This window comes from Streptomyces seoulensis, from assembly GCF_004328625.1.
Classification (GTDB): Bacteria; Actinomycetota; Actinomycetes; order Streptomycetales; family Streptomycetaceae; genus Streptomyces; species Streptomyces seoulensis.
In genome coordinates this window covers 2,405,158-2,429,221 of the sequence record NZ_CP032229.1, presented here as the reverse complement: position 1 = coordinate 2,429,221, position 24,064 = coordinate 2,405,158, and the positions used below count along the sequence as shown (strand labels likewise).

Here is a 24,064-nt window from a genome sequence, read left to right as displayed (position 1 = left end):
ATGCGAAAGGGCCCCTCCCGGCTGCGGGAGGGGCCCTTTCACATGCCGTGCGGGGTGCCTACCAGCGGTAGGGCGCGTACACGTCCATGCAGGACTTGTCGTCCGAGCCGTTGATGGCGTCCGTGCCGGTGGGGAGGTCGCCGGCCTTCGGGGCGGCCTTCTTGGGGTACGTGTCGCCGGTGCGCCAGTCCGCGCCGACCACGACGGTCACGCCGGAGACGTCGGTGGAACGTTCCACCTGCTTCGCCGGGATGCCCAGCGCCTTGGCCACCGCCTGGGCGTCGCCCTCCAGGTCGGCGCTCGGGTAGCGCACCACCGTCTCCTCGGCGGACGGCGCCGCCGAGGAGTCCGCCTGGGCCTGGCCATACCCCTTGGCGCCCAGCGCGCTCGCCACCGCGCGGGCGCGGCCGCTGACCGGGGCCAGCGTGTCGGTCCGGGTGCCGTTCTGCACCTGCACCCCGAGCCGGTCGGGAGCGGCGGAGGGGGCCTTGGCGGGCTCGGCGTCCGCGACCTTCTTCTGGGCCGGCTTGCCGTTCTTGTCGAGGGCGACGTCCTCGCGGAGCATCTGCCACAGCTTGTCGGCGCCCTGGGCGGGGAGCACGTGGGAGATGTTCCGCGGGTCCTCGATGTTCGGCATCGTCACCGAGGTGATCCGGTCGGTCGGCACCGCCTTCAGCTCCATGCCGAGGTCGTACAGCTTCTTGACGCTGCCGATCTCGTTGGACACCGTCAGGGACTTGGTCGCCGCCTCCGCGAGGTCCATCAGCCGGCCGCTGTCGGTGAAGACGTTCTGGCCCTTGAGGGTGCGGATCATCGAGTTCAGGTACATGTGCTGGGCGCGGGCGCGCATCACGTCGCTGCCCCAGGCGTGCCGGGTGCGCAGCCACTGCAGGGCCTGCTCGCCCTTGACCTTGTGCGTCCCCGCGGTCATCTTCAGGCCGGAGCCGCCGTGCTGGGCGGCGGTGGAGCGGTCCCAGACGTTCTGCTTGACGCACACGTCGACGCCCCGGATCGCGTCCGCCATCCGCACCACACCGGAGAAGTCGATCGTCATCCAGTGGTCGATGTAGACCCCGGTGAGGTTCTCCCAGGTGGCCAGCGTGCAGCCGGCGCCGCCCCGGGCGAGCGTGGTGTTGATGATGTCGTTGGTCGCCGGGTAGACCTTTCCGGTCTTGGCGTCCTTGCACTCGGGGATGTCCACGCGGGTGTCGCGGGGGATGCTCACCATGGCGGCGCTTCTGCGGTCCGCGGAGACGTGGATCAGCATCTGCACGTCACCGAGGGGCGGGTTGCCGCGGGTGTCCTTGCTGCCGCCGAGCTTGACGTTCTCCGCCGAGGCGCGGCTGTCGGAGCCGATCAGCAGGATGTTCAGCGGGGTCTGGCCGTCCGCGTTGGGCCGGGTGCGCTGGGCGCGGGAGTCGTCGCTGCCGCTGCGCTCACCCGCCCGGATGTTGCCGTTGAGGTGCTCGTAGTACAGGTAACCGGCGCCGGCCGTGCCGAGTATCAGCAGCGCCAGCACACTCGCCGACCAGCGCAGCGCGCGCCGTCCGCCGCCCGGCTTTCCGCCCTGCTTCCCGGTACGCCGCCGGCCGCCACCGCCGGAACCTCCGTCGCGCGGGCCCCCGGCCCTCGGCGCGCGCTCTCTGGTGTCCTGCGCCACCGAACCCCTCCCCCGAACCCGACTTTGCGACAACTCCCCGTCCTTCCACCACACACGCAGCAAACGGGCCCGCCCCGCGCCAAGTTAGACGCACGACGGGCCCATTGGGTTACTCAGGCCCTGTCGTCAAATTCCCGCCCCGCCCGCCCTCCGGGCGGACGCCGGGAATTTGACGACAGGGCCTAGGAGGCGCACTCCACCTTGTCGGCAGTGGACTTGTCACTCACGTCCGGTGCCTTCGCCGGGGCCGTCAGTGAGACGCCCGCGCCCTTGAAGTCCTTGCCGAGGGTCAGGCTCATCGCGGGCAGGCCCTGGGCGTTCTCCACGCTCTTGCCCGGCTTCATGGCCGAGCCCGACAGCCCCATGAGGGCGGCCAGTTCGCGGGCCTGCGGAGCCTGGTCGGGGGCGTACTCCAGCGTCGTCCTGCTCAGCTCCGCCGGGGCGTTGCCCGCGTTCTCGGACTTGAGGATGCTCTTCTCGGTCTGCATCCAGTTCAGGGTCTCCTGCGCGCTGCCGGCGACCGCGCCGCCGTTCATGATGCGCACCCGCACGTCGGAGGGGGCCGACCTGGTGCCCTTGAGCCGGGCGGCCTGGGCGTCCTTGGCGGCCTTCTCCTTCTTCTTGACGTCGGTGAAGGAGACGTCGTTGTTGATGGCGTCGAAGATCTGCGGGCCCGCGGTCTGGTTGACGACCACCGTCGCGTGCACCTTCTCCGCCGGGTTGTCGATCACCGGCACCGTGAGGAAGGTGATGTTCTTCGGCGGGACCTTCTTCATCTCCAGCGCTATGTCCTTGAGCGTGCCCACGCTCTTGATGCCCTTGTCGACGGTGAGCGCGTTGGTCGCCGCCTCGGCGAGGTCCAGCAGCTTGCGGGGGTTGGTCAGGGTGTCGCTGGAGGACATGTCCCGCATCAGCGAACCCATGAACTGCTGCTGCACCTTGATCCGGTCCAGGTCGCCCTGGTTCCCCCAGGCGTGCCGGGTACGGACGAACGCCAGCGCCTGCTCGCCCTCGACCTTTGACTCGCCGGCGGGCAGCTGGAGGTGGGAGTCCTTGTCGTTGACCGCGTGCTTCAGGCAGACCTTGACGCCGCCGACCGCCGAGGTCAGCGTCTTGACCGCGTTGAAGTCGACCATCATGAAGTGGTCCGGCGTGATGCCCGTGACCGCCTTCACCGTGCGCATGGTGCAGCCCGCGTCCCGGCCCTCCTGCCCGAGGCTGGTGTTGAAGCGGACCTGGCTGGAGCCGGGGATGACCTTCCTGCTGCCGTCGGGCTGGAGGGTCTCGCAGTCCGGCACGTCCACGATCATGTCGCGTGGGATGCTCAGCGCCGTCGCGTTCGTCCGGTCCTTGGCGACGTGCAGCAGGATGTTGGTGTCCGCGTGGCCGACGCTGTTCTTGTCGCCGTAGCCCTCGTTGCCGGCGCCCGTGCGCTTGTCGGTGCCGATGATCAGGATGTTGAAGGCGTCGTCCTTGCTGAAGCCCTGTTTCGCCGCGCTGCCGACGTCGGTCGCGGAGACGTTGCCCTCGAGGTGCTTGAGGTAGAGGTAGCCGGCCGTGCCGGTGACGACCAGCACCAGTGCCAGACCGCCGCCGGTCCAGGCCAGGATCTTCTTGGTCTTCGACTTCTTCTTCACCGGGCGCCGGTTGCGCCGGCCCGGCGGCGGCTCCGGCTCGGCCCCCCTGCGGCGGCGCGGCTGCGGCACCTCGGCGTCGCGCTCCGGAGCCTCACGTACCGCCGCGCCGCCCCGGCCGCGCTCGGCCTCGGGTTCGGCGGGCCGGCCGCGCCGGGAGGTCCGCGGTCCGGGAACCGGTGACTGCGGTGCGGAATTGCCCAGTCGCAGTTCGTATTCGCCGGTGTTCGGATTGAGTACCCACTGGTCTGCGGGGTCGATGTTCTCCGCCCGCCCACGGCTTTGCGCGTCCACGGTTGTCCGAATCCTCCGTCGGGGCCACGCGGCGCCTTCCCCCTCGTAGGCGCTCGGGTCTCGGTGAAACGGTGCGCGGTCGGAGGACGGACCTCACTGGCCGGGGTGCACCGGATCGCTCACACTATCCGCCCTGTTCAGGGTCGAGCGACGCCGGTGACGAATTCCACGTTCTTAGAACTGGGCAATCCCGCTCATTCCTCTGAACAAAAGTTCGCCGATTTGGTGTGGGCATTACTCACACGTGGGCGCGGCGGCCGTGCTGCCCCGGAAGGTGGGGGTGGCCGAGGGGGAGTTTCCGGCGTTGTCGCCGGGGGATTTACCGCCGTTTTCCGGTGAAGTGTCCGCCACTTCCACGGGCCGGTCGGCGCGCAGCCGGGCGAAGAGTTCCCCGGCCTCGGGCTGCACCAGTTGGTCACGGTCGGAGTCGTACACGTACGCCTCGCGCGGAGCGGTGAGGAACCGCACATGTTCGGTGGGGATGTCGCGCACTCCCCGGACCAACCGGTACAAGCCGCGCAGACTGGCCAGTTCGGGGTCGGTGGTGAGCGCCGAGGTCGCCGCGTCCAGCACCGGATACAGCTTCACCGGGTTCAGCAGGACGCCGTCGCCGCGCACCTTCTCCACCAGCGCGCCGAGAAACCGCTGCTGGCGGTCCATCCGGTCGGTGTCGCTGCCGTCCCCCAGCGTCTTGCGGGCGCGTACGTAGCCGAGCGCCTGCTCCCCGTTCAGCATGACCCGGCCGGCGGGCAGCTTCAGCCGGGCCGCCTTGTCGTCGATCGGCTCCCGCACACACACCGGCACGCCGTCGACGGCGTCCACCAGCTGCTTGAACCCGCTGAAGTCGACGACCATGTGATGGTCGACCCGGATACCGGTCAGCTCCTCGACGGTACGGATGGTGCACGCCGAACCGCCGGTCTGGAAGGCGGTGTTGAACATGGCGAACGACGGGGCGGCCTGCCCGCCGCCGGTACGCGGACAGGCCGGGACGCGCACCATCAGGTCGCGGGGGAGCGAGACGGCGGTGGCGCTGCGCCGGTCGGCCGCCAGGTGGAGCAGGATCGTGGTGTCCGAGCGCTCGGTGCCCGAGTCCCGCCCGTACTCCCCGTTGCCGTCCCCGGCCCGGCTGTCGGTGCCGATCAGCAGGATGTTCTGGGCGCCCGAGACCAGCGCGGTGGGCCGCTCCTCGTCGTAGCGGGCCAGCTCGCGCGCGGCCGCCTCGTCGGGGGTGATGTTGTCGCTGAGCCGGGCGTACAGCGCCCAGCCGGTCCCGCCCGCCACCAGGAGCAGGACGGCCGCGCCGAGCGCCCCGCCCTTCAGCCACCGCCGCCTGCGCCGCCGCGCGAGCCCGTCCCCGGTGGCCGAGGCGCCGGGAGTCGCGGAGTCGGGCACGGCGGCACCACCCCTCGCGGTCGTCGGACATGCGCCCTGCTCCTACGACCATGGCCGCGCGGACGGCCCGAAGCCGCCCTTTGCTGGGCCGAACGGGCGGTCTCAGTGCCGGGAGGCCGTCACCCGCTCGGCGTCGATGCGCTGCGCCAGCGCGTCGGCGGGCAGCTTGTCGAGGTTGCGGCACAGCACCACCGAGCCCCCGGCCGCCAGCGGCGCGTACAGCCCCGCGCTCAGCCCGGCCCAGGTGTCGTACGGCAGGCCCGACAGCAGCCGGGAGCCCGGCCCGGTCAGGTCGAGGTCCGGCGCGTCGGCGAGCGCCCGCTCCACCACCTCGGCGGCGCTGAACTCGGCCCCGGCCACGATCAGCGCGGGCTCCTCCGGGTCCACCGGCGCGAAGGGGGCGAACTGGTCGCCCTGGCCCGGCACTTCGGCCGCGTAGTCCATGAAGCCCTCCGGCACCTGCGGGAACCGCCCGCCCAGCGGACGCAGCGCCAGCGCGACCCGCTCGCCCCGGCAGGCCCGCGCCTCCTCAAGGGTGTCCGGCCCGCTGACCACCACGTCTGCCGCGGCCGCGTCCCCGGAGACGTCGGCCACCGCGCCCACCGACGAGCACGCCAGCAGCCACACCGCCGTCTGCCAGTGCGCGGGCAGCAACAGCGCCACCCGGTCGCCGGGGGCCACGGACAGCTCGCCCTGGAGCAGGTTGGCGGTCTTGGCCACCCAGTTGGCGAAGGTGGCGACGGACAGCTCGACGCGTTCGCCGGTGGCGTCGTCGTAGAAGGTCACCAGGGGGCGTCCGGCGTCCGCGACGAGCGCGGAACGCAGCAGGCCGGCTGGGGTGCGATCGGTGGCGTTCATCCGCGCAAGGGTAGTCGGGCGGGGCCGCGCCGGACGGCGTCCCAGACCCCGGCCCGCGCCCGACGGCCGCTCAGCACCCGTGCCCGCCCCCGCTGTCCGGCGGCCACTCGCCCGTGCGGACGCGTACGCCCGGGGGACGGCGCCCGCCGATCCGCCCGACACCGCACGGTCATCGGGGGCCGGCGCCGGGCCGTCTGCCTACACTGGCCGGCCGAAAACGAGACGTTCCGCCGGTCCCGGCAGGAAGCGGAGACGACAGGTGACAGAAGCGATCCTCCTGGTCGGCGGCAAGGGCACGCGGCTGCGGCCGCTCACGGTGCACACGCCCAAGCCCATGGTCCCGGCGGCCGGGGTGCCGTTCCTCACACACCAGCTGGCGAGAGCGAGAGCCGCCGGCGTGGACCACATCGTCCTCGCCACCAGCTACCTCGCCGAGGTCTTCGAACCCCACTTCGGTGACGGCTCCGCCCTCGGCCTCCACCTGGAGTACGTCACCGAGAAGGAGCCGCTCGGCACCGGCGGCGCCCTCCGCAACGTCGCCGAACGGCTGCGCTCCGGCCCCGACGAGCCCGTCCTGGTCTTCAACGGCGACATCCTCACGGGCCTCGACATCCGGGCCCTGGTCGACACCCACGCGTCCACCGGCGCCGACGTCTCCCTGCACCTGACCAAGGTCACCGACCCCCGCGCGTACGGGCTGGTCCCGACCGACGACACCGGCCGCGTGCTCGCCTTCCTGGAGAAGCCGCAGACGCCGGAGGAGATCGTCACCGACCAGATCAACGCGGGCGCATACGTCTTCCGCCGCTCCGTCATCGACACCATCCCCGCCGGGCGCCCGGTCTCCGTGGAGCGCGAGACCTTCCCCGGCCTGCTGGCCGCCGGGGCGCACCTCCAGGGCATGGTCGACTCCACCTACTGGCTCGACCTCGGCACCCCGGCCGCCTTCGTGCGGGGCTCCGCCGACCTCGTCATGGGCCGCGCGCCCTCACCCGCCGTGCCCGGCCGGCGCGGGGACCGGCTGATCCTGCCGACGGCCCGGGTCGCCTCCGACGCCAAGCTGACCGGGGGCACGGTGGTGGGCGAGGGCGCGTTCGTCGCGGAGGGGGCGCGGGTGTGCGGGTCCACGATCCTGCCGGGGGCGGTCATCGAGCCCGGCGCGGTGGTCACCGACTCCCTCATCGGCAGCCGGGCGCGCGTGGGCGAGCGGTCCGTCCTCACGGGTGCGGTGGTCGGGGACGGCGCCGTGGTCGGAGCCGACAACGAGCTGCGGGACGGGGTCCGGGTGTGGTGCGACGCGCGCATCCCGGCCGGGGCGGTCAGGTTCTCCTCGGACCAGTGACCCGGCTCACCACCTGGCGATGTCCGTCCTACGCATCTTCGGGTGCCGGCGCGCCGGGGTGTTGCCGCTGAGCAGGACGTAGCGGGCGGCCCGGTGACGCTGGCCCTCGGGGGCGTACGGCTCCAGCAGGCGCAGCATCTCCGCGTCGTCCGCGTCCCGGTTACCGGCCAGCGCCCAGCCGACGATGCGGGGCAGGTGCAGGTCGCCCGTGGTCACCGCGTCCGGCGCGCCATGGCTGCGCTGCACCACCTCGGCCGAGGTCCACGGGCCGACGCCGGGGACGACCTCAAGGCGGGCCCGCGCCTCGGCCGGGGGCATCCCCGCCGTCTGCTCCAGCCGCGCGGCCAGCCGGACGGCCCGCAGGATGGTGGAGGCGCGCTTGTCGTCGACGCCCGCCCGGTGCCACTCCCAGGACGGGATCAGCGCCCAGGTCCGGGGCGCGGGCATCACCCACATCGGGCGCTCACCGGTACCGGCGGGACCCGGCGCGGGCTCCCCGAACCAGCTCACCAGCCGCCGCCAGGCCCGGTACGCCTCGTCGGCGGTGACCTTCTGCTCCAGCACCGAGGGGATCAGCGACTCCAGCACCAGCCCGGTCCGGGTCAGCCGCAGTCCGGGACGCCGGTGCCGGGCGAGGGCGACCAGCCGGTGCCGGGGCTCGAAGACATCGGGTTCGTCGGCGGCGCCCAGCAGCTCGGGCAGCCGGTCCAGCAGCCACTCGGCACCGGGCCCCCACGCCTCCCCGCGCACCTCGCCGCCGCAGGCGTACACCCGCAGGGTCCCCGGTCCGGCGGGGGTACGGGTGGCCCGCCACACCGAGCCGTCACGCGTCGCGCGGAAGGTCGGGTCACCGCCCCCGCGCCGCAGCACTCCCAGCACCAGACCGAGGTCGTACGGCCCCTCGGGCACCCACGTCCGCGTCCGGGGCCCGGCCGCCTGCCGGGGCACGGACCCGGACCTGGGCACCGGGACCGCGTCGCGCACGGTCGCGTGCGACGGGGGCCGGGGGGCGAAACGTCCTGCCACGGGGAGAGGTCCTAGGGATGCGGAGGGGGCGGGGGTGCCCCACGGGACTGAGGGGTGCCCTACGAGACTAGGGCCTCCCCGGCCCACCCCGCCTCAGCGCACCTCGATGAAGGCCCCCGCCTCCCGCGCCGGCCGGGCCGGGGGTTCCTGGGCCGGGTGACCGATCGCCACCGCGCCCATCGGGTCCCAGTGGGCGGGCAGGTCCAGCACCTCGCGGACCACGTCACGGCAGAACATCGTGGACGACACCCAGGCCGACCCGAGCCGCTCCCCGGCCAGCGCGACCAGGAAGTTCTGCACGCCCGCGCCCGTGGCGACCACGAACATCTCCCGCTCGGCCGCGTCCCGCCGCGCGTCGCCGTAGGCGTGCGAGCCGTCCATGACGAGGCAGGGCACCGCCAGATACGGCGCGTTGCGCAGTACGTCACCGCGCCGGACCCGCTTGGCGATGGACTCCTCGCTCTTGCCGTCCCGGCGCAGGTCGGCGATCCAGGCGTCCCGCATCGCGTCGAGGAGCCTCAGCCGGGACTCGGCCGACTCCAGCAGCACGAAGCGCCACGGCGTGGTGTGGTGCGGGGCGGGCGCGGTCACGGCGGCGGCCACCGCCCGGCGCACCGAGCCGGGGTCGACCGGCTCGTCGGTGAAGGCCCGCACGGTACGGCGCAGGGTCAGCGCCTCCCGCACCGCCTCGGAGGTGCCGAGCCGGAACATGTCGTCCCGCGCGGAGCGCACCATCGCCCGCGCGCCCTCGCCCTGCTCGGCCGCGTCGGTGACGACGTGGGGCAGGCCGCGTACGACCGCCACCGGCAGGCCCGACGCCTTGCCCTTGATCAGGTCGCCCGCCGAGGCGAGTTCGTCGGCGGTGGCGACGACGGTCGCGGAGAGCGGGTTGCCGTGCGCGTCGGTGCCGCCGCGCAGGTCGTCCAGGACCCGCACCCCGGCCGCGCCGATCGCCACGTCGGTGAGCCCGGCGCGCCAAGGGCGGCCGAAGGTGTCGGTGACGATCACGCCCACCGTGACGCCGAGCGCCTCCCGCAGCCCCGCGCGGATGGCCCGCGCGGCGGCGTCCGGGTCCTCGGGCAGCAGCAGCACGGTGCCCTCGGCGGTGTTGGACGCGTCGACCCCGGCGGCGGCCATGACCAGGCCCTGCCGGTTCTCCACGATGCGCAGGGGCCCGCGCCGGGCCACCACGCGCACCGTCTCCGCGTCGATCGCGGCCTCCCGGTCGGCGGCCCGCACGATCCGGCCCTCGGCCTTGGACACGATCTTGGAGGTGACGAGCAGCACGTCCCCGTCGGCGAGGCCCGGCTCGGCCGCCGCGATCAGCTTGGCCAGGTCGTCGCCCGGCGCCACCTCGGGCAGTCCGGAGGGCGCCCAGACCCGGTAGCCGGTCACGCGGTCCGCACCTCCCCGGCCAGCTCCAGCGCCTCGCGCGCCATCGCGGCGGTCGCGTCCAGGTCACTCATCATCAGCGGGACGGCACGGCAGCGGATACCGGCCGCCTCCACCGTCGCGACGGAACCGGCGTCCACGGTGTCGACGAGCCAGCCGTCCAGCAGCCCGGAGCCGTAGTGCGCGGCGACCGCGGCGGCGGTGGACTCCACGCCGACGGCGGCGAGCACCTTGTCGGCCATCCCGCGCACCGGCGCGTCACCGACGATGGGGGAGAGCCCGACCACCGGCACGCCCGCCTCCGCGATGGCCTCCCGGATGCCGGGCACCGCGAGGATGGTGCCCACGGACACCACCGGGTTGGACGGCGGGAAGAGGATGACGTCGGCCTCCGCGATGGCCTCCAGCACACCGGGCGCGGGCTTGGCCTGCTCGGCGCCGACCGGCACGACCGCCTCGGCGGGCACCGATGCGCGCAGCCGCACCCAGTACTCCTGGAAGTGGACCGCCTTGCGCTCGCCGTCCAGGTCGACGGCGACATGGGTCTCCACCCGGTCGTCGGTCATCGGGATCAGCTTCACGCCCGGCTCCCAGCGGTCGCACAGCGCCTCGGTGACCGCGCTCAGCGGATACCCGGCGCCCAGCATCTGGGTCCGCACGATGTGGGTGGCGAAGTCCCGGTCGCCGAGCCCGAACCAGCCCGGCCCGGCGCCGTAGGCCGCGAGCTCCTCCTTGAGGTGGAAGGTCTCGTCCGCCCGCCCCCAGCCCTGCTCCTCGTTGATGCCGCCGCCGAGCGTGTACATCACGGTGTCGAGGTCGGGACAGACCTTCAGCCCGAAGAGATGGATGTCGTCGCCGGTGTTGCCGATGACCGTGATGTCCGCGTCCGGGGCGGCCTGCTTCAGACCGCGCAGGAACCGGGCACCGCCGATGCCGCCTGCCAGAACCACAATGCGCATGGGATCAGTGTGTCAGCAGCCGCCGACAGCCCGTGCGTCCGGTGATCACACCCCGGCTGCGCTCGGCTCCGTACGGGCCTCGCAGTGCGGGGACGTGTGCATGGGCATCTCGGTGAGGCCCGGGTAGTAGACGTGCAGGCTGACCGCGGGCTCCAGCGCGTCGTTGACCACGTCGTGCACATAGCCGGGCGCGAAGACCCGCTGGGCGCCGGCGGTGAGGGTGCGGGTGCCCCGGCCGGTGCGCTCGGTCAGGGCGCCCTCCAGTACGGTGAGGATGCCGGAGGAGCGGCCGTGGTCGTGCGGCCCGCTGCCCTGGCCGGGCACCCAGGACAGCAGCCACACCTCGTAGCCGGGGCCGGTGCGCAGCCGGTGGTACCAGCGGGTGGTGGCGTCGTAGCGGACCAGATGCGCCCACCGGTCGCGGTCGGCGGCGACCGCGCGGGCCAGTCCGGCGAACTCGGCGACGGTCAGCGGGTGCTCGCGGGGCGGCTGGAGCAGGTGGGGGACTTCGAGGAGGTCGCCGGCGATCTGGAGGTCGTTGTCGCTGTTCATGGGGGTGTGGGGTTCCTCGGCGGAGAGGCGGTGGCTGGGTGTCGCTGGGCCCCGGCCCGGATCACGGGCGTACGGGCGGGTGTCCCCGAAGGAGTGCGGGAACGGCGGGACACGCGGGGCCGGAGTGGGCCCGGGGTCCGCTGGAGCGCGGTCGGCTCAACAGCAGGGACAGCAACAACAGCTGAAGCGCGCGCCGGCAGCACCGAAGGACCCGGCGGTGCGGGTCGTCGTGGCTGCGAAGTCGGCGAGCATGCCCCCTAGGACAGCGGTTCATACCTGTGCTGTCAACTCGGGGCCCGGTTCGAGGGACGTCCGTCACCTCATCCGGTGCATCTCTCAGGCGAAAGGTTTGTGCACCCGGTACTCGGGACACATGGCGCACATCCGGGCGGCACCCCTCGGGTCCTCAGTCGTGCGTGAACGTTTATGCCGATTTGAACACTTAACGCAGGGCCTTGGTTCCGCAGAGTGAATAACGGGCTCAATAGCAGATCTCGGCTTGACTCGCTCGGAGCAGCACACTTGTAATTTCACTCGTGTCGTTCGGCCGCGACCGGCCAGGCACGGGGACGTGAAGAACAGACGAGGGGCGCACATGACCGAGCTGGTGGAGCAACTGCTGGTCGACGACGCGGACGAGGAACTCGGCTGGCAGGAGCGCGCTTTGTGCGCCCAGACCGATCCCGAGTCCTTCTTCCCCGAGAAGGGCGGCTCCACGAGAGAGGCGAAAAAGGTCTGCCTCGCCTGCGAGGTGCGCTCCGAGTGCCTGGAGTACGCCCTCGCCAACGACGAGCGCTTCGGCATCTGGGGCGGCCTGTCCGAGCGGGAGCGCCGCCGTCTGAAGAAGGCCGCCGTCTGACCGGCGCCCGCGCCGACGGCCGGCGAACGGCCGCCGCGCACACGCACATACGGGGCGAACGGCCCGTCGCACGTGGGTTGTCCACAGGCGGCGGGCCGTCGTCATGACCGACCGATAGTGTGGGCGCTCGTCCGAGACGCCCCGTTGTCCTTGATGGGCACAGGCGTCCACCGCAGTCCATCGAACCGGGGCCCGTACCTCGATGTCCGTGCACAGCCATACGGCAGCCCAACACGACGCTGCCACGCCCGAGTTCCCGCGCCATGTGGTGACGGCCGTCCTCGTCACCCATGACGGCGCCCGCTGGCTGCCCGACGCGCTCGCCGGGCTGCTGAGTCAGGAGCGCCCCGTGCAGTACGCGGTGGCGGCCGACACCGGCAGCGCGGACGACTCCGCCCAACTGGTCGCCGAGACCCTGGGGGACGAGGCCGTGGTCCACCTGGCCCGGCGCACCGGCTTCGGCCAGGCCGTGGACGAGGCCACCCGCCTCGCCCCCGTCCTCACCCCGGACGACCTGCCCTACCTCAGGCGCCCGAACAGCTGGGACCCGGCCACCCGCACCTGGCGCGACGACGCCTACGACCTGCCCGAACTGCCCTACGGCGAGCCGGTCCAGTGGCTCTGGCTGCTGCACGACGACTGCGCCCCGGAACCCGGCGCGCTCGCCCAGCTGCTCCGGGTCGTCGACAACGAACTCGAACTCGGCCGCGACGACGTGGCCGTGGTCGGCCCCAAGCTCCGCGGCTGGTACGACCGCAGGCAACTGCTGGAGGTCGGCGTCTCCATCGCCAACTCCGGCCGCCGCTGGACCGGTCTGGACCGCCGCGAGCAGGACCAGGGCCAGCACGACCACGTCCGCACCGTGCTCTCCGTCTCCACCGCGGGCATGCTGATCCGCCGTGACGTCTTCGAGCGGCTCGGCGGGTTCGACCGCCGGCTGCCCCTGATGCGTGACGACGTCGACCTGTGCTGGCGCGCCCACACCGAGGGCTACCGCGTCCTGATCGCCCCCGACGCCGTCGTCCGGCACGCGGAGGCCGCCTCCCGCGAGCGCCGCGCCGTCGACTGCGCGGGCCGCACCACCGCCTCCCCGCACAAGGTCGACAAGGCCGGTGCCGTCCACACCCTGCTCGCCAACACCCGCACGGCCGCGCTGCCCTGGGTGCTGCTCCGGCTGGTCGTCGGCACCGTGCTGCGCACCCTCGCCTACCTCGTCGGCAAGGTGCCCGGCCAGGCCCTCGACGAGATCCGCGGCCTGCTGGGCGTCCTGCTGCGCCCCGAGCGCATCCTCGCCGCCCGCCGCAGCCGCGGCCCCTCCCAGCTCGACAAGGACGAACTGCGGCAGCTGTTCCCGCCGCCCGGCGCCACCATCCGCGCCACGGCCGAGCAGGTCGCCGCCAACTTCTCCAGCAACTCCGACGTCGACACCTCGGCCGGCCGCCACGGCAGCGCGGTCGAGTCCGGACCCGGCGGCGACGACGCCGACTTCCTGGAGATCGAGCAGTTCGCCCGGCTCAAGCGCATCGCCCGCAAACCCGGCCCGGTGCTCTTCCTCGCCCTGCTGCTGATCTCCCTGGCCGCCTGCCGCGCCCTGCTCGGCGGCGGCGCCCTCGCGGGAGGCGCGCTGCTGCCCGTCCCGCCCGGCGCGAGCGACCTGTGGGCCGGCTTCGCCGACGCCTGGCACCCGGTCGGCGCCGGCAGCACCACCTCCGCGCCGCCCTACCTCGCGGTGGTGGCGACGCTCGCCTCGCTCTTCCTCGGCTCCACCGGGCTCGCGGTCACCGTGCTGCTGGTCTGCTCGGTGCCACTGGCCGGCTTCACCGCCTACTTCGCCTCCCGGCCCCTCGTCAGCTCCCGGCTGCTGCGCGCCTGGACGGCCGTCGCGTACGCCTTCCTGCCCGCCACCACGGGCGCGCTGGCGCAGGGCCGCATCGGCACCGCCGTACTCGCCGTGCTGCTGCCGCTGATCGCCCGCGCGGGCGTCGCCGCCGCCGGCCTCGCGCACCCGTCAGGGGGGCGCGGCAGCTGGCGCGCCACCTGGGCGTACGCGCTGCTGCTGACCATCACCACCGCGTTCACCCCCGTGGTCTGGCCCGCCGCGCTGGTCCTCGGCATCGGCGTGCTCGTGCTGCGCCGCTCCGAGCCGGTCCCGTACCTCCTGCGCTTCCTGGCCCAGCTCGGCACCCCGCTGCTGGTCCTCGCGCCCTGGTCGCTGACCCTGCTGCCGACCGGCTTCTTCACCGAGGCCGGGCTGGACTTCGGTGCCTCGGCGGCCTCCGCCTCCGACCTGCTGGGCACCAGCCCCGGCGGGCCCGGCACCCTGACCGGCCTGCTGTTCATCGGCATCGTGCTCGCCGCGCTGGCCGCCCTGCTGCGCTCCGAGCGCCAGTTGGGCATCCGCGCCGCCTGGGCCGTCGCGCTGACCGGGCTGCTGCTCGCGGTGCTGGCCAACCGCTCCGCCTGGGCCGGCCCGGCCACCCTGGTCTACGGCATCGCCCTGCTGGCCGCCGCCGCGCTCGGTGCCGACGGGGCACGCGCGCGGGTGGCCGAGCAGAGCTTCGGCTGGCGCCAGCCGGTCGCCGCGCTGATCGCGCTGGCCTGCGCCGTCGGCCCGGTGGTCGCCGCCGCCGGCTGGATGTTCCGGGGCGCCGACGGCCCCCTGGAGCGCCGCGACCCCGCCCAGGTGCCCGCCTTCGTCGCCGAGGACGCCGGCACCCGCGACCAGGCCCGCACCCTGGTCCTCGACAGCGACTCCACCGCGCGGGTCCGCTACACCCTGGTCCGGGGCGCGGGTGCCCGCATGGGCGACGGCGAGATCGCCGCCGCCGACGGCTCCGACACCGGCCTGGACAAGGTCGTCGCCAACCTGGTCGCCGGTTCCGGCGCCGACCAGACCGGCCAGCTCGGCGGCTTCGCCGTCCGCTACGTCCTCGTCCACCAGGGCACCCCCCGCCAGATCACCCGCGTACTGGACGCCACCCCCGGCCTGAACCGGCTCAGCCAGCAGAACGGCAACGCCCTGTGGCGTGTCAACCGGGAGGTCTCCCGCGCCACCCTGATCGGCGCGGGCGGCTCCGGCACCCCGCAGGCCGTCGCCGCGGGCCCGGTGGAGATCCACACCACCGTCCCCCAGGGCTCGGCCGGCCGCGTGCTGCGCCTGGCCGACGCCGTCTCCGACGGCTGGACCGCCACCCTGGACGGCAAGCCGCTCACCCCGAAGACCGTCGACGGCTGGGCGCAGGGCTTCGAACTCCCGGCGGGCGGCGGCAAGCTGGACGTCACCTACGACGCCCCGTTCACCCACACCGTCTGGCTGTGGGTGCAGGGCGCGCTCGCCGTCCTCCTGGTCGTCCTCGCCCTGCCCGGCCGCCGCCGCGACGTCGACGACGACCTCCCCGAGGAGGAGCAGCCGATCCCGGCCCAGGCCATGGAGGGCGACGGCCGCCGCGCCCGCCGCCTGCGCGCCCAGGCCGAGGCCGAGGCCGAGGAGGCCGCGGAGACCGGCGAGCCCGCAGAGGTCCCGGAGGCCCCCCAGGAGGAGCCGGAAGCCGCGCCGTACGGACAGCAGGAGCAGCCGGTCATCCCGCACCAACAGCCCTACGCCGACTGGGACACCGGCACGAACACCTACGCCGACCCCGAGTACGCGGCCTACCCCGCCGACCCCTACCAGGCCCCGTACCAGCACCCCGGGTACGACCAGGGCGCGTACCACCCCGATGCCTACGGCCAGCAGCCCTACGACCCCTACGGGTACGGAGCGCAGCAGGAGCAGCCGTACGACCCGGCGGCGCACCCGCAGGGCTACGACCCCGCCCAGCAGCCGCCCTACGGCGACGGCAGTGAGCGCCACGACGGGAGCCAGCAGTGAACCGCACGACCCTGTCCCTGATCACCTGCACCGTCGCCCTGGCCGCCGTCACCGGGTTCGCCGCCTTCGACCCGCCCGCCGCTCCCGGCACGGACGCGGCCGGCAGCGCCACCGAGCGGCCCGTGGAGCGCACCGGCCTGCTGTGCCCGGCGCCGAGCTTCTCCGACATCGCCGACACCGCGTACACCTCGTTCACGCCCGTCACCCAGGGCGCGGACAGCGGCGGCAAGGCCGCGCTGGAGGCGGCCGCCGAGCAGTCGGCCGACGGCGGCAAGGGCGGCAAGGGCGCCGCGAAGAAGGACAAGGCGGTGCTCACCCCCAAGCCGCCGGGCACCCCGGCCGTGGGCGACACCTCCGGCAGCGACACGCCCGCCCTGATCGGCACCGCCGACGGCAAGTACGCGCCCGGCTGGACCGTCCAGGAGACCACCCGGATCGCCGCGGGCACCGGAAGCGGCCTCCAGGGCGTCACCTGCACCCCCGCCGACACCGACTTCTGGTTCCCCGGCGCCAGCACCGCCAAGGGCCGCACCGACTACGTCCACCTCACCAACCCCGACGACGCGGCGGCGGTCGTCGACATCAAGCTGTACGGCAAGTCCGGCGCCGTGAAGACCACGGTGACCGACGGCATCACCGTGCCCCCGCACTCCAGCGAGCCGGTGCTGCTCTCCACGCTCACCGACGACGCGCAGACCGACCTGACCGTGCACGTCGGCGTGCGCAGCGGCCGGGTCGGCGCCACCGTGCAGGCCCAGGACGACGCGGGCGGCGGCGACTGGCTGCCCGCGGCCGCCGACCCGGCCGGCAGCCTGGTCCTGCCCGGCATCCCCAAGGACGCCACCGACGTCCGCCTGGTCGCCTTCACCCCGGGCGACGACGACGCCGACCTCAAGGTCCGCCTGGCCTCCCCGGACGGCTCGATCACCCCGGCGGGCAACGAGACCGTGCACGTCAAGGCGGGCATGACCAGCGCCGTCGACCTCGGCCCGGTCACCCGGGGCGAGCCGGGCTCGCTGCTCCTCACGCCCACCGACAAGGCGGTCCCCGTGGTCGCCGCGCTGCGCGTGGTGCGCGGCAAGGGAAGCGCGCAGGAGACGGCGTACATCCCGGCCACCGCCCCCGTCGGCCGCCGGGCCACCGCCGCCGACAACAGCGCCAAGGGCACCACCCTGTCCCTGACCGCGCCCACGGCCACCGCCACCGTCAAGGTCACCGCCTCGGCGGGCAGCGGCGGAGGATCGCCCGCGACGAAGACGTACACGGTCAAGGGCGGCACCAGCCAGGACATCAGCGCTCCCACGGGCGGCAAGGGCACCTACGCGCTGACCGTGGAACCCGTCTCCGGCGGCCCGGTCTACGCCGCCCGCATGCTCACGGGCTCCTCCGACGGCGTCCCCGGCTTCACCATCCAGACCCTCCCGAGCGACCGGGGCCTGGTGGCGGTGCCGCGCGCGGAGCAGGACCTGTCGGTGCTCCAGCGGTAGAGCGGGCGCCGGGCGGCCGCCCTCGGGGACGGCCGCCCGCTACTCCTCGCCGTACCGGGGGTCCACCCTCTCCGGGGTCAGCCCCAGCAGCTCGGCGACCTGCTCCACGACCACCTCGTGCACCAGCTCGGCGCGTTCGTCGCGCCCCTTGGTACGGATCTCGACCGGCCGCCGGTAGACCACGACGCGCGCCCGGCGGCCGTCCCGCGCGGGGATGATCCCGCCCAGCGGCACGCCCTCGTCGCCCCACGGCTCGTCACCGGTGCCCTCGAGGCGGGGCACCTCCATCACCAGGAACTCCACCTCGGCGAGCTGCTGCCAGCGCCGCTCCAGCCGTTCCACGGAGTCGCGCACAAGGTCCGCGAACAGCTCGGCGCGGCTGGCGGCCAGCGGCACCTGCGGCGGTGCGACGGGGCCCCGCATGCCCCGCCCGTGTCGATCACGGCGTCGGGGTCGGGGACCTGCGGCACGGGGCGGTACACGGTCGTCCATCACCGCAGAAGCGTAGTCCCCGCCCGTCCCCGGCGCCCGGTTCCACGCGAGGGCCGCCCGTTCCCCGCCCGTGCGACCGTCCCTTCGCATCACCTCCCCGGCCTCTTCGCGCACTTTTCTCCCGGTGTTCGCTCAGTCGTCTCCCGCCCCCGCCCGACGGTTCCGGCCACGGTGGACGCGCCGGGTGGCCGAGAACCGACGCCGCCCGCCGGACTTTGTCCCGGATCATCACCGGATGCACCCTCGCCCGGCGCGCGCACCGGAGGAGCCCCGAGAGGGCTCACGCGGCCCCGCGTGCCACGACACGGGACAGTGACCTGGTGGAGAGTCGTCGCGGCCCGCTCAAGAGTGCGGTACCGTCCAACATCGTGAGCCTTGTACGTCGCTGTTCGCGCACCGCCTGCGGCCGACCCGCCGTTGCGACGCTGACGTACGTCTACGCCGACTCGACCGCGGTCCTCGGCCCCCTCGCCACCTACGCCGAGCCCCACTGCTACGACCTGTGCGCCGAGCACTCCGAGCGCCTCACCGCCCCGCGCGGCTGGGAAGTCGTCCGGCTGCTCGACGGCTCCGCCCCGGCCCGCCCCAGCGGCGACGACCTGGAGGCGCTGGCCAACGCGGTCCGCGAGGCGGCCCGTCCGCAGGAGCGCGCGGCCGGAGCGGGCGGCGCCCGCACCGCCGACCCGATGGAAGTCGCCCGGCGCGGCCACCTGCGGGTCCTCCGCTCGCCCGACAACTGAGCCACCCTCCCCGCAGCCACGCACCCCAACGGGTAGTTTTGGGCCCCCAATGGACTTTCAGGAGGGCCGGCCGTGGCAGATCTGTCGCAGATCGTGAAGGCGTACGACGTGCGCGGAGTCGTTCCCGACCAGTGGGACGAGGCCCTGGCCGAACTCTTCGGCGCCGCCTTCGCCGAGGTGACGGACGCGACCGCGATCGTCGTCGGCCACGACATGCGCCCCTCCTCGCCCGGCCTCTCCCACGCCTTCGCGCGCGGCGCGCTGAACCAGGGCGTGGACGTCACCGAGATCGGCCTCTGCTCCACGGACCAGCTCTACTACGCCTCGGGCGCGCTGGACCTGCCCGGCGCGATGTTCACCGCCTCGCACAACCCGGCGCGGTACAACGGCATCAAGATGTGCCGCGCGGGCGCCGCCCCGGTCGGCCAGGACACCGGGCTCGCCGACATCCGCGCCCTGGTCGAGCGGTGGCTGGAGACGGGTGCCCCGGCCCCGGCCGCCGCGCCGGGCATCCTCACCGCGCGCGACACCCTCGACGACTACGCCGCCTACCTGCGCTCGCTGGTCGACCTGACCGCGATCCGCCCGCTGAAGGTCGTCGTGGACGCGGGCAACGGCATGGGCGGCCACACCGTCCCGACGGTCCTCGCGGGGCTGCCGCTGACCGTCGTGCCGATGTACTTCGAGCTGGACGGCACCTTCCCCAACCACGAGGCCAACCCGCTCGACCCGGCCAACATCGTGGACCTGCGCAAGCGGGTCGTGCAGGAGGGCGCCGACATCGGCCTCGCCTTCGACGGCGACGCCGACCGCTGCTTCGTCGTGGACGAGAACGGCGACCCGGTCTCCCCGTCCGCCGTCACCGCCCTGGTCGCCGCCCGCGAACTCGCGCGCAACGGGGGTACGGGCACGGTCATCCACAACCTGATCACCTCCCGCACGGTCGCCGAGGTGGTCCGCGAGCACGGCGGCACCCCGGTCCGCACCCGCGTCGGGCACTCCTTCATCAAGGGGGAGATGGCCCGTACCGGCGCGATCTTCGGCGGCGAGCACTCCGCCCACTACTACTTCAAGGACTTCTGGAACGCGGACACCGGCATGCTGGCCGCCCTCCACGTCCTCGCCGCCCTGGGCACCCACCCCACCCCGCTCTCCACCCTCACCGCCCAGTACGACCGCTACGCGGGCTCCGGCGAGATCAACTCCACGGTCACCGACCAGCAGTCCCGCCTGGACGCCCTCCGCACGGCGTACGAGGCCCTGCCCGACACGACCCTGGACGAGCTCGACGGCCTGACCGTCTCCACCCCCACCTGGTGGTTCAACGTGCGCCCCTCCAACACGGAGCCGTTGCTCCGCCTGAACGCGGAGGCGAAGGACGAGGCGACGATGACGAGGATCAGGGACGAGGTCTTGGCGATCATCCGCGCATAGGCCGAGCGGGAAAGATCCCTAAGAACCCGCGGAGCGACTCGCGGTACCCTGACCAGCACCTCGTTTCCGCCCGAAGGGACCCCCCATGCCGCTCGAAGCCGGTCTCCTGGAGATCCTGGCCTGCCCGGCCTGCCACGCCCCCCTCAAGGAGCAGGACGCGGAGCTGATCTGCACCGGTCAGGACTGCGGCCTGGCGTACCCCGTCCGCGACGGCATCCCCGTCCTCCTGGTCGACGAGGCCCGCCGCCCGGCGTAACGCACCGCCGACACACCCCGCGCAGTAGGACCCCGGCGACCGGAGGCACCCCGCTCATGCTCGACGAATCGCTCCTGGACACCCCGGAGGGCCTCGCCGAGGCCGACCGCCGAGGGCTGCTGCGCGGCGCGGCCGAGGCCGGCGCGAGGGTGCGTACGGCGGCCCGGCACGCCGTGGAGGCCGGAGTCGGCGCGCTCCAGCCCGACGGCCGCCCCCGCGCCGTACTGATCGCGGGCCCCGGCGCCGCCGCCACCCACACCGCCGACCTCCTCGGCACCCTGGCGGGCCCCGGCAGCCCGGTGATCCGCCTGGAGGCCACCGGAGTGGCCCCCGCCCCCGGCGCCCTGCGCTGGGAACTGCCCGGCTGGGCCGGCTCCGTGGACCTGCTGCTGATCGCCACCCCCGACGGCGGCGAACCGAGCCTCGGCCTCCTCGCGGAACAGGCGTACCGCAGAGGCTGCTCCGTGGTGGCCGTCGCCCCGGCGGGCACCCCCCTCGCGGAGGCCGTCGCGGGCGCGCACGGCATGTTCATCCCGATGGCGACCGCCCCGTACGACCAGGGCGAGCCCGTCGCCGCGTCCTCCTCCGGCGTCTTCTGGGCGCTGCTCACCCCGCTGCTGGCCCTCCTGGACCGTGTCGGCCTGCTGAGCGCCGGGCCCGACGCGCTGGAGAAGGTGGCCGACCGCCTCGACCACGTCGCCGAGCACTGCGGCCCCGCGATCGCCACCTACGGCAACGCGGCCAAGACGCTCGCCGCCGAACTCGCCGACGCCCTCCCCGTCGTCTGGACGGAGGGCACCTCCGCGGGCCCGGCGGGCCGCCGCTTCGCCGCCGCCCTGGCCGAACTCGCGGGCCGTCCCGCCCTGGTGGCGGAACTCCCCGAGGCGCTCGCCGCGCACGAGGCGCTGCTCTCCGGCCCGCTGGCCGCCCGCGCGGACCCGGACGACTTCTTCCGCGACCGTGTCGAGGAGGCGCCCGCGATGCACGCGCGCGTGGTGCTGCTCCGGGACCGCCCCCTCGGCGGCCTCACCGCGGCCCCCGCCGCCCGCGACCTGGCACTCGGCCACGACACCCCGATCAGCGAACTCGAACCGGAGGAGGGCGGCGAACTGGAGACCCTCGCCGACCTGATCGCCGTCACCGATTTCGCCGCCGTTTACCTGGCGCTCGCCGCCGGCGCCTGAGCTGACCCCGGGCACCCGCGCGCGGCGCCCGTACGGAGACAGAGAAGACACATGGACCGCCTCGACAACACCGTCCGCCCCTACGCCTGGGGCTCGACCACCGCCATCCCGCGGCTGCTGGGCACCGAGCCCACCGGCGAACCGCAGGCCGAGATGTGGATGGGCGCCCACCCCGGCGCCCCCTCGCGCACCCCGCGCGGCACTCTGACGGAGGTCATCGACGCCGGTCCGGAGCTCGAACTGGGTCCCGAGGCGGTGGCGAAGTTCGGCCCCCGCCTGCCCTTCCTGCTCAAGATCCTCGCCGCGGGCGCCCCCCTCTCCCTCCAGGTCCACCCCGACCTGGCCCGGGCACGCGAGGGCTACACGGAGGAAGAGCGCCGGGGCGTCCCCGTGGACGCCCCCGACCGCAACTACAAGGACGCCAACCACAAGCCCGAACTCATCTGCGCCCTCACCGAGTTCGACGGCCTGTGCGGCTTCCGCGCCCCCGCCGAGGCGGCCGCCCTGCTCGACGGCCTGGGCGTCGGCTCCCTCAAGCCGTACGCCGACCTGCTGCGCGCCCAGCCCGAGGACGCTGCCCTGCGCGAGGTCCTCACCGCGATCCTCACCGCCGACCGCGCGGAGATGGCCGACACCGTCACCGAGGCGACCGCCGCCTGCGCCCGCCTCGGCGGCCCGTACACCCCGTACGCCGACATGGCCCGTGACTACCCCGGCGACCCCGGCGTGATCGCGGCCATGCTGCTCAACCACGTCCGGCTCCAGCCCGGCGAGGCCCTGTTCCTCGGCGCGGGCATCCCGCACGCGTACCTGGACGGCCTCGGCGTCGAGATCATGGCCAACTCCGACAACGTCCTGCGCTGCGGCCTGACCCCCAAGCACATCGACGTCCCCGAACTCCTGCGCGTGGTCCGCTTCGAGGCGAGCGACCCCGGCGTCCTGCGCCCCGAGGCGTCCCCGGACGGCGAGGAGGTCTACGAGACCCCCATCGACGAATTCCGGCTCTCCCGCTGGGTCCTGCCCGGCGAGACCACCCGCGACCTGACCCTGGCGACCCCGCAGATCCTGCTTTGCACGGCCGGTTCGGTCCGCGTCGGCGATCATGGCCTGCTGCCCGGCCGGTCCGTGTTCGTCCCGGCCGGCGAGAAGGTGGAGGCGTCCGGCGAGGGCACGCTGTTCCGCGCCACTGTGATCGTATGACCGTCCCTGTGGATACCTGAGGCACCGCACGCCGGTGGGACTGCAACAATGACCCACCGGCAAAGCACGTGCAAAGAAGCGACCCGTGGGGGCACAAGAGCCGTGCGGGGGTGCCGAGAAGGCGACAAGGGCGAAGGGAAAACGCGAACTCATGAGCGCGTCAGGCGGTAACAAGGCGATCGTGGCGGCACTCGGCGCCAATCTGGCGATCGCGGCATCGAAGTTCGTGGCGTTCGCGTTCAGCGGCTCCTCGTCGATGCTCGCCGAGGGCGTCCACTCGGTCGCCGACTCCGGCAACCAGTTCCTGCTGCTCATCGGCGGCAAGAAGGCCCAGCGCGAGGCCACCCCCCAGCACCCCTTCGGCTACGGCCGCGAGCGGTACATCTACGCCTTCCTCGTCTCCATCGTCCTCTTCTCCGTCGGCGGCATGTTCGCCATCTACGAGGGCTACGAGAAGATCAGCCACCCCCACCCGGTGGAGCACTGGTACTGGCCGGTCGGCGTCCTCGTCTTCGCCGTCATCGCCGAGGGCTTCTCCTTCCGCACGGCCATCAAGGAGTCCAACGAGCTGCGCGGCAAGCTCTCCTGGGCCCAGTTCATCCGCCGCGCCAAGGCGCCCGAGCTGCCCGTCGTCCTGCTGGAGGACTTCGGCGCCCTCATCGGCCTGGTCCTCGCCCTCGGCGGCGTCGGCATCGCCCTGCTCACCGGCAACGGCGTCTGGGACGGCATCGGCACCGTATGCATCGGTGTCCTGCTCGTCCTGATCGCCCTCGTCCTCGCCTCCGAGACCAAGTCCCTGCTGCTCGGCGAGGCCGCCGGCCTGGAGGACGTCAAGAAGATCGAGGCCGCCATCGTCGACGGCGACACCGTCACCGGCGTCATCCACATGCGCACCCTCCACCTCGGCCCCGAGGAACTCCTGGTCGCCGCCAAGATCGCCGTCCAGCACGACGACACGGCCGCCGAGGTCGCCAACGCGATCAACCGCGCCGAGGCCCGCATCCGCGAGGCCGTCCCGATCGCCCGCGTCATCTACCTGGAGCCGGACATCTACAGCGCCGCCGAGGCCGCCAAGGGCCCCGACCCGCTCGCCACGCCGGGCGGCCCGAACCCCCACGCCACCGACCACTGAGCCCCCGGCACCCGCACCGAGGCCCCCGCCGCACCCCGGTCCCCACCGGTCGCGCCGGGGGCCTCGGCACACCCGGACACCCCGCCCCGCACCCACCCGTTCGCGCCACATCCGTCACCCGGGCGGCGCGCACTGTCCGAAGGCGGACTGGGGCGCGCCCCGCCCTCCGGTGTAGCTTGGGACGGAGCCAGACGTCGCTGCTGATGGCGGTCGGGCGGTCCCGCAACGGACCGGCCGAGGGAGAGAGGGCCTCCGACGGACTGCGCTGCGCGTACGCGGGCATGCCTGTGTCCTCTT

General features: G+C 73.7%; 19 protein-coding genes. 10 read left to right on the top strand and 9 right to left on the bottom strand.

Annotated features, from left to right (window positions below; all coding sequences use genetic code 11):
* Positions 1-58: 58 nt before the first annotated feature.
* The 4 genes from D0Z67_RS11270 to D0Z67_RS11255 all read right to left on the bottom strand — a co-directional run bounded on the left by D0Z67_RS11270 (position 59) and on the right by D0Z67_RS11255 (position 5,841).
* Positions 59-1,693 carry an LCP family protein gene (locus D0Z67_RS11270; RefSeq protein WP_031184344.1) on the bottom strand — a complete coding sequence of 545 codons (1,635 nt, stop codon included), beginning with the start codon at positions 1,691-1,693 and terminating at the stop codon, positions 59-61.
* Positions 1,694-1,842: 149 nt separating this feature from the next.
* A complete protein-coding gene (locus D0Z67_RS11265) occupies positions 1,843-3,588 on the bottom strand; it encodes an LCP family protein (RefSeq protein WP_031184345.1) in 1,746 nt (581 codons plus the stop codon).
* A gap of 234 nt (positions 3,589-3,822) precedes the next feature.
* Positions 3,823-4,983, bottom strand: coding sequence for an LCP family protein (locus D0Z67_RS11260; RefSeq protein WP_031184346.1), 1,161 nt, complete (start codon positions 4,981-4,983; stop codon positions 3,823-3,825).
* A 102-nt stretch (positions 4,984-5,085) separates the two neighbouring features.
* On the bottom strand, positions 5,086-5,841 hold the full coding sequence (locus D0Z67_RS11255) for a TIGR03089 family protein (protein WP_031184347.1): 756 nt from the start codon (positions 5,839-5,841) through the stop codon (positions 5,086-5,088).
* 259 nt (positions 5,842-6,100) lie between these two features.
* On the opposite strand from D0Z67_RS11255, the gene manB reads away from it, so the two are divergent.
* The gene (manB, locus tag D0Z67_RS11250; RefSeq protein WP_031184348.1) at positions 6,101-7,183 is read left to right on the top strand and encodes a mannose-1-phosphate guanylyltransferase; all 1,083 of its coding nucleotides are present in this window, start codon (positions 6,101-6,103) and stop codon (positions 7,181-7,183) included.
* 6 nt (positions 7,184-7,189) lie between these two features.
* Here manB and D0Z67_RS11245 read toward each other — a convergent pair whose 3' ends face one another.
* From D0Z67_RS11245 to D0Z67_RS11230, 4 genes are all read right to left on the bottom strand, one after another.
* Positions 7,190-8,209, bottom strand: a complete 1,020-nt coding sequence (locus D0Z67_RS11245; RefSeq protein ID WP_107059682.1) for a DNA-3-methyladenine glycosylase family protein — start codon at positions 8,207-8,209, stop codon at positions 7,190-7,192.
* 93 nt (positions 8,210-8,302) lie between these two features.
* Complete coding sequence (locus tag D0Z67_RS11240; RefSeq protein WP_031184350.1) at positions 8,303-9,604, bottom strand: coenzyme F420-0:L-glutamate ligase; 1,302 nt, start codon at positions 9,602-9,604, stop codon at positions 8,303-8,305.
* On the bottom strand, positions 9,601-10,560 hold the full coding sequence (cofD, locus tag D0Z67_RS11235) for a 2-phospho-L-lactate transferase (protein ID WP_031184351.1): 960 nt from the start codon (positions 10,558-10,560) through the stop codon (positions 9,601-9,603). The genes D0Z67_RS11240 and cofD overlap by 4 nt, the downstream gene beginning before the upstream one ends.
* Before the next feature lie 45 nt (positions 10,561-10,605).
* Positions 10,606-11,112, bottom strand: a complete 507-nt coding sequence (locus D0Z67_RS11230; RefSeq protein WP_031184352.1) for a cysteine dioxygenase — start codon at positions 11,110-11,112, stop codon at positions 10,606-10,608.
* A 595-nt stretch (positions 11,113-11,707) separates the two neighbouring features.
* On the opposite strand from D0Z67_RS11230, the gene D0Z67_RS11220 reads away from it, so the two are divergent.
* The 3 genes from D0Z67_RS11220 (at position 11,708) to D0Z67_RS11210 (ending at position 17,329) form a co-directional block, all read left to right on the top strand.
* Entirely contained in the window at positions 11,708-11,971 is a 264-nt protein-coding gene (locus D0Z67_RS11220; protein WP_030377564.1) for a WhiB family transcriptional regulator, read from the top strand.
* A 202-nt stretch (positions 11,972-12,173) separates the two neighbouring features.
* Positions 12,174-15,842: a glycosyltransferase family 2 protein gene (locus tag D0Z67_RS11215; protein ID WP_107059683.1), complete on the top strand. Its 3,669-nt coding sequence runs from the start codon at positions 12,174-12,176 to the stop codon at positions 15,840-15,842.
* Positions 15,839-17,329 (top strand): DUF5719 family protein, encoded by a 1,491-nt coding sequence (locus D0Z67_RS11210; RefSeq protein WP_031184354.1) that lies wholly within the window; start codon positions 15,839-15,841, stop codon positions 17,327-17,329. Before D0Z67_RS11215 ends, D0Z67_RS11210 begins: the two co-directional genes overlap by 4 nt.
* A 39-nt stretch (positions 17,330-17,368) precedes the next feature.
* On the opposite strand, the gene D0Z67_RS11205 is transcribed toward D0Z67_RS11210, so the two are convergent.
* Entirely contained in the window at positions 17,369-17,821 is a 453-nt protein-coding gene (locus D0Z67_RS11205; protein WP_199812255.1) for a metallopeptidase family protein, read from the bottom strand.
* A 320-nt stretch (positions 17,822-18,141) separates the two neighbouring features.
* On the opposite strand from D0Z67_RS11205, the gene D0Z67_RS11200 reads away from it, so the two are divergent.
* The 6 genes from D0Z67_RS11200 to D0Z67_RS11175 all read left to right on the top strand — a co-directional run bounded on the left by D0Z67_RS11200 (position 18,142) and on the right by D0Z67_RS11175 (position 23,767).
* Positions 18,142-18,561 carry a DUF3499 domain-containing protein gene (locus D0Z67_RS11200; protein WP_031184356.1) on the top strand — a complete coding sequence of 140 codons (420 nt, stop codon included), beginning with the start codon at positions 18,142-18,144 and terminating at the stop codon, positions 18,559-18,561.
* A 72-nt stretch (positions 18,562-18,633) separates the two neighbouring features.
* Entirely contained in the window at positions 18,634-19,995 is a 1,362-nt protein-coding gene (locus tag D0Z67_RS11195) for a phosphomannomutase/phosphoglucomutase (protein ID WP_031184357.1), read from the top strand.
* A gap of 85 nt (positions 19,996-20,080) precedes the next feature.
* On the top strand, positions 20,081-20,251 hold the full coding sequence (locus tag D0Z67_RS11190; protein ID WP_020940431.1) for a Trm112 family protein: 171 nt from the start codon (positions 20,081-20,083) through the stop codon (positions 20,249-20,251).
* Positions 20,252-20,307: 56 nt separating this feature from the next.
* Entirely contained in the window at positions 20,308-21,435 is a 1,128-nt protein-coding gene (locus tag D0Z67_RS11185; RefSeq protein WP_031184358.1) for an SIS domain-containing protein, read from the top strand.
* A gap of 51 nt (positions 21,436-21,486) precedes the next feature.
* Positions 21,487-22,635, top strand: coding sequence for a mannose-6-phosphate isomerase, class I (gene manA / locus D0Z67_RS11180; RefSeq protein ID WP_031184359.1), 1,149 nt, complete (start codon positions 21,487-21,489; stop codon positions 22,633-22,635).
* Positions 22,636-22,786: 151 nt separating this feature from the next.
* Positions 22,787-23,767: a cation diffusion facilitator family transporter gene (locus D0Z67_RS11175; RefSeq protein WP_031184360.1), complete on the top strand. Its 981-nt coding sequence runs from the start codon at positions 22,787-22,789 to the stop codon at positions 23,765-23,767.
* Positions 23,768-24,064 lie beyond the last annotated feature (297 nt).

Bases quoted from the DNA above. Each gene is read 5' to 3' on its own strand.
- D0Z67_RS11255 (WP_031184347.1), bottom strand. From the start codon at position 5,841: ATGAACGCCACCGATCGCACCCCAGCCGGCCTGCTGCGTTCCGCGCTC.
- cofD (WP_031184351.1), bottom strand. From the start codon at position 10,560: ATGCGCATTGTGGTTCTGGCAGGCGGCATCGGCGGTGCCCGGTTCCTG.
- D0Z67_RS11230 (WP_031184352.1), bottom strand. From the start codon at position 11,112: ATGAACAGCGACAACGACCTCCAGATCGCCGGCGACCTCCTCGAAGTC.
- D0Z67_RS11220 (WP_030377564.1), top strand. From the start codon at position 11,708: ATGACCGAGCTGGTGGAGCAACTGCTGGTCGACGACGCGGACGAGGAA.
- D0Z67_RS11215 (WP_107059683.1), top strand. From the start codon at position 12,174: ATGTCCGTGCACAGCCATACGGCAGCCCAACACGACGCTGCCACGCCC.
- D0Z67_RS11205 (WP_199812255.1), bottom strand. From the start codon at position 17,821: ATGGACGACCGTGTACCGCCCCGTGCCGCAGGTCCCCGACCCCGACGC.
- D0Z67_RS11190 (WP_020940431.1), top strand. From the start codon at position 20,081: ATGCCGCTCGAAGCCGGTCTCCTGGAGATCCTGGCCTGCCCGGCCTGC.
- D0Z67_RS11185 (WP_031184358.1), top strand. From the start codon at position 20,308: ATGCTCGACGAATCGCTCCTGGACACCCCGGAGGGCCTCGCCGAGGCC.
- manA (WP_031184359.1), top strand. From the start codon at position 21,487: ATGGACCGCCTCGACAACACCGTCCGCCCCTACGCCTGGGGCTCGACC.
- D0Z67_RS11175 (WP_031184360.1), top strand. From the start codon at position 22,787: ATGAGCGCGTCAGGCGGTAACAAGGCGATCGTGGCGGCACTCGGCGCC.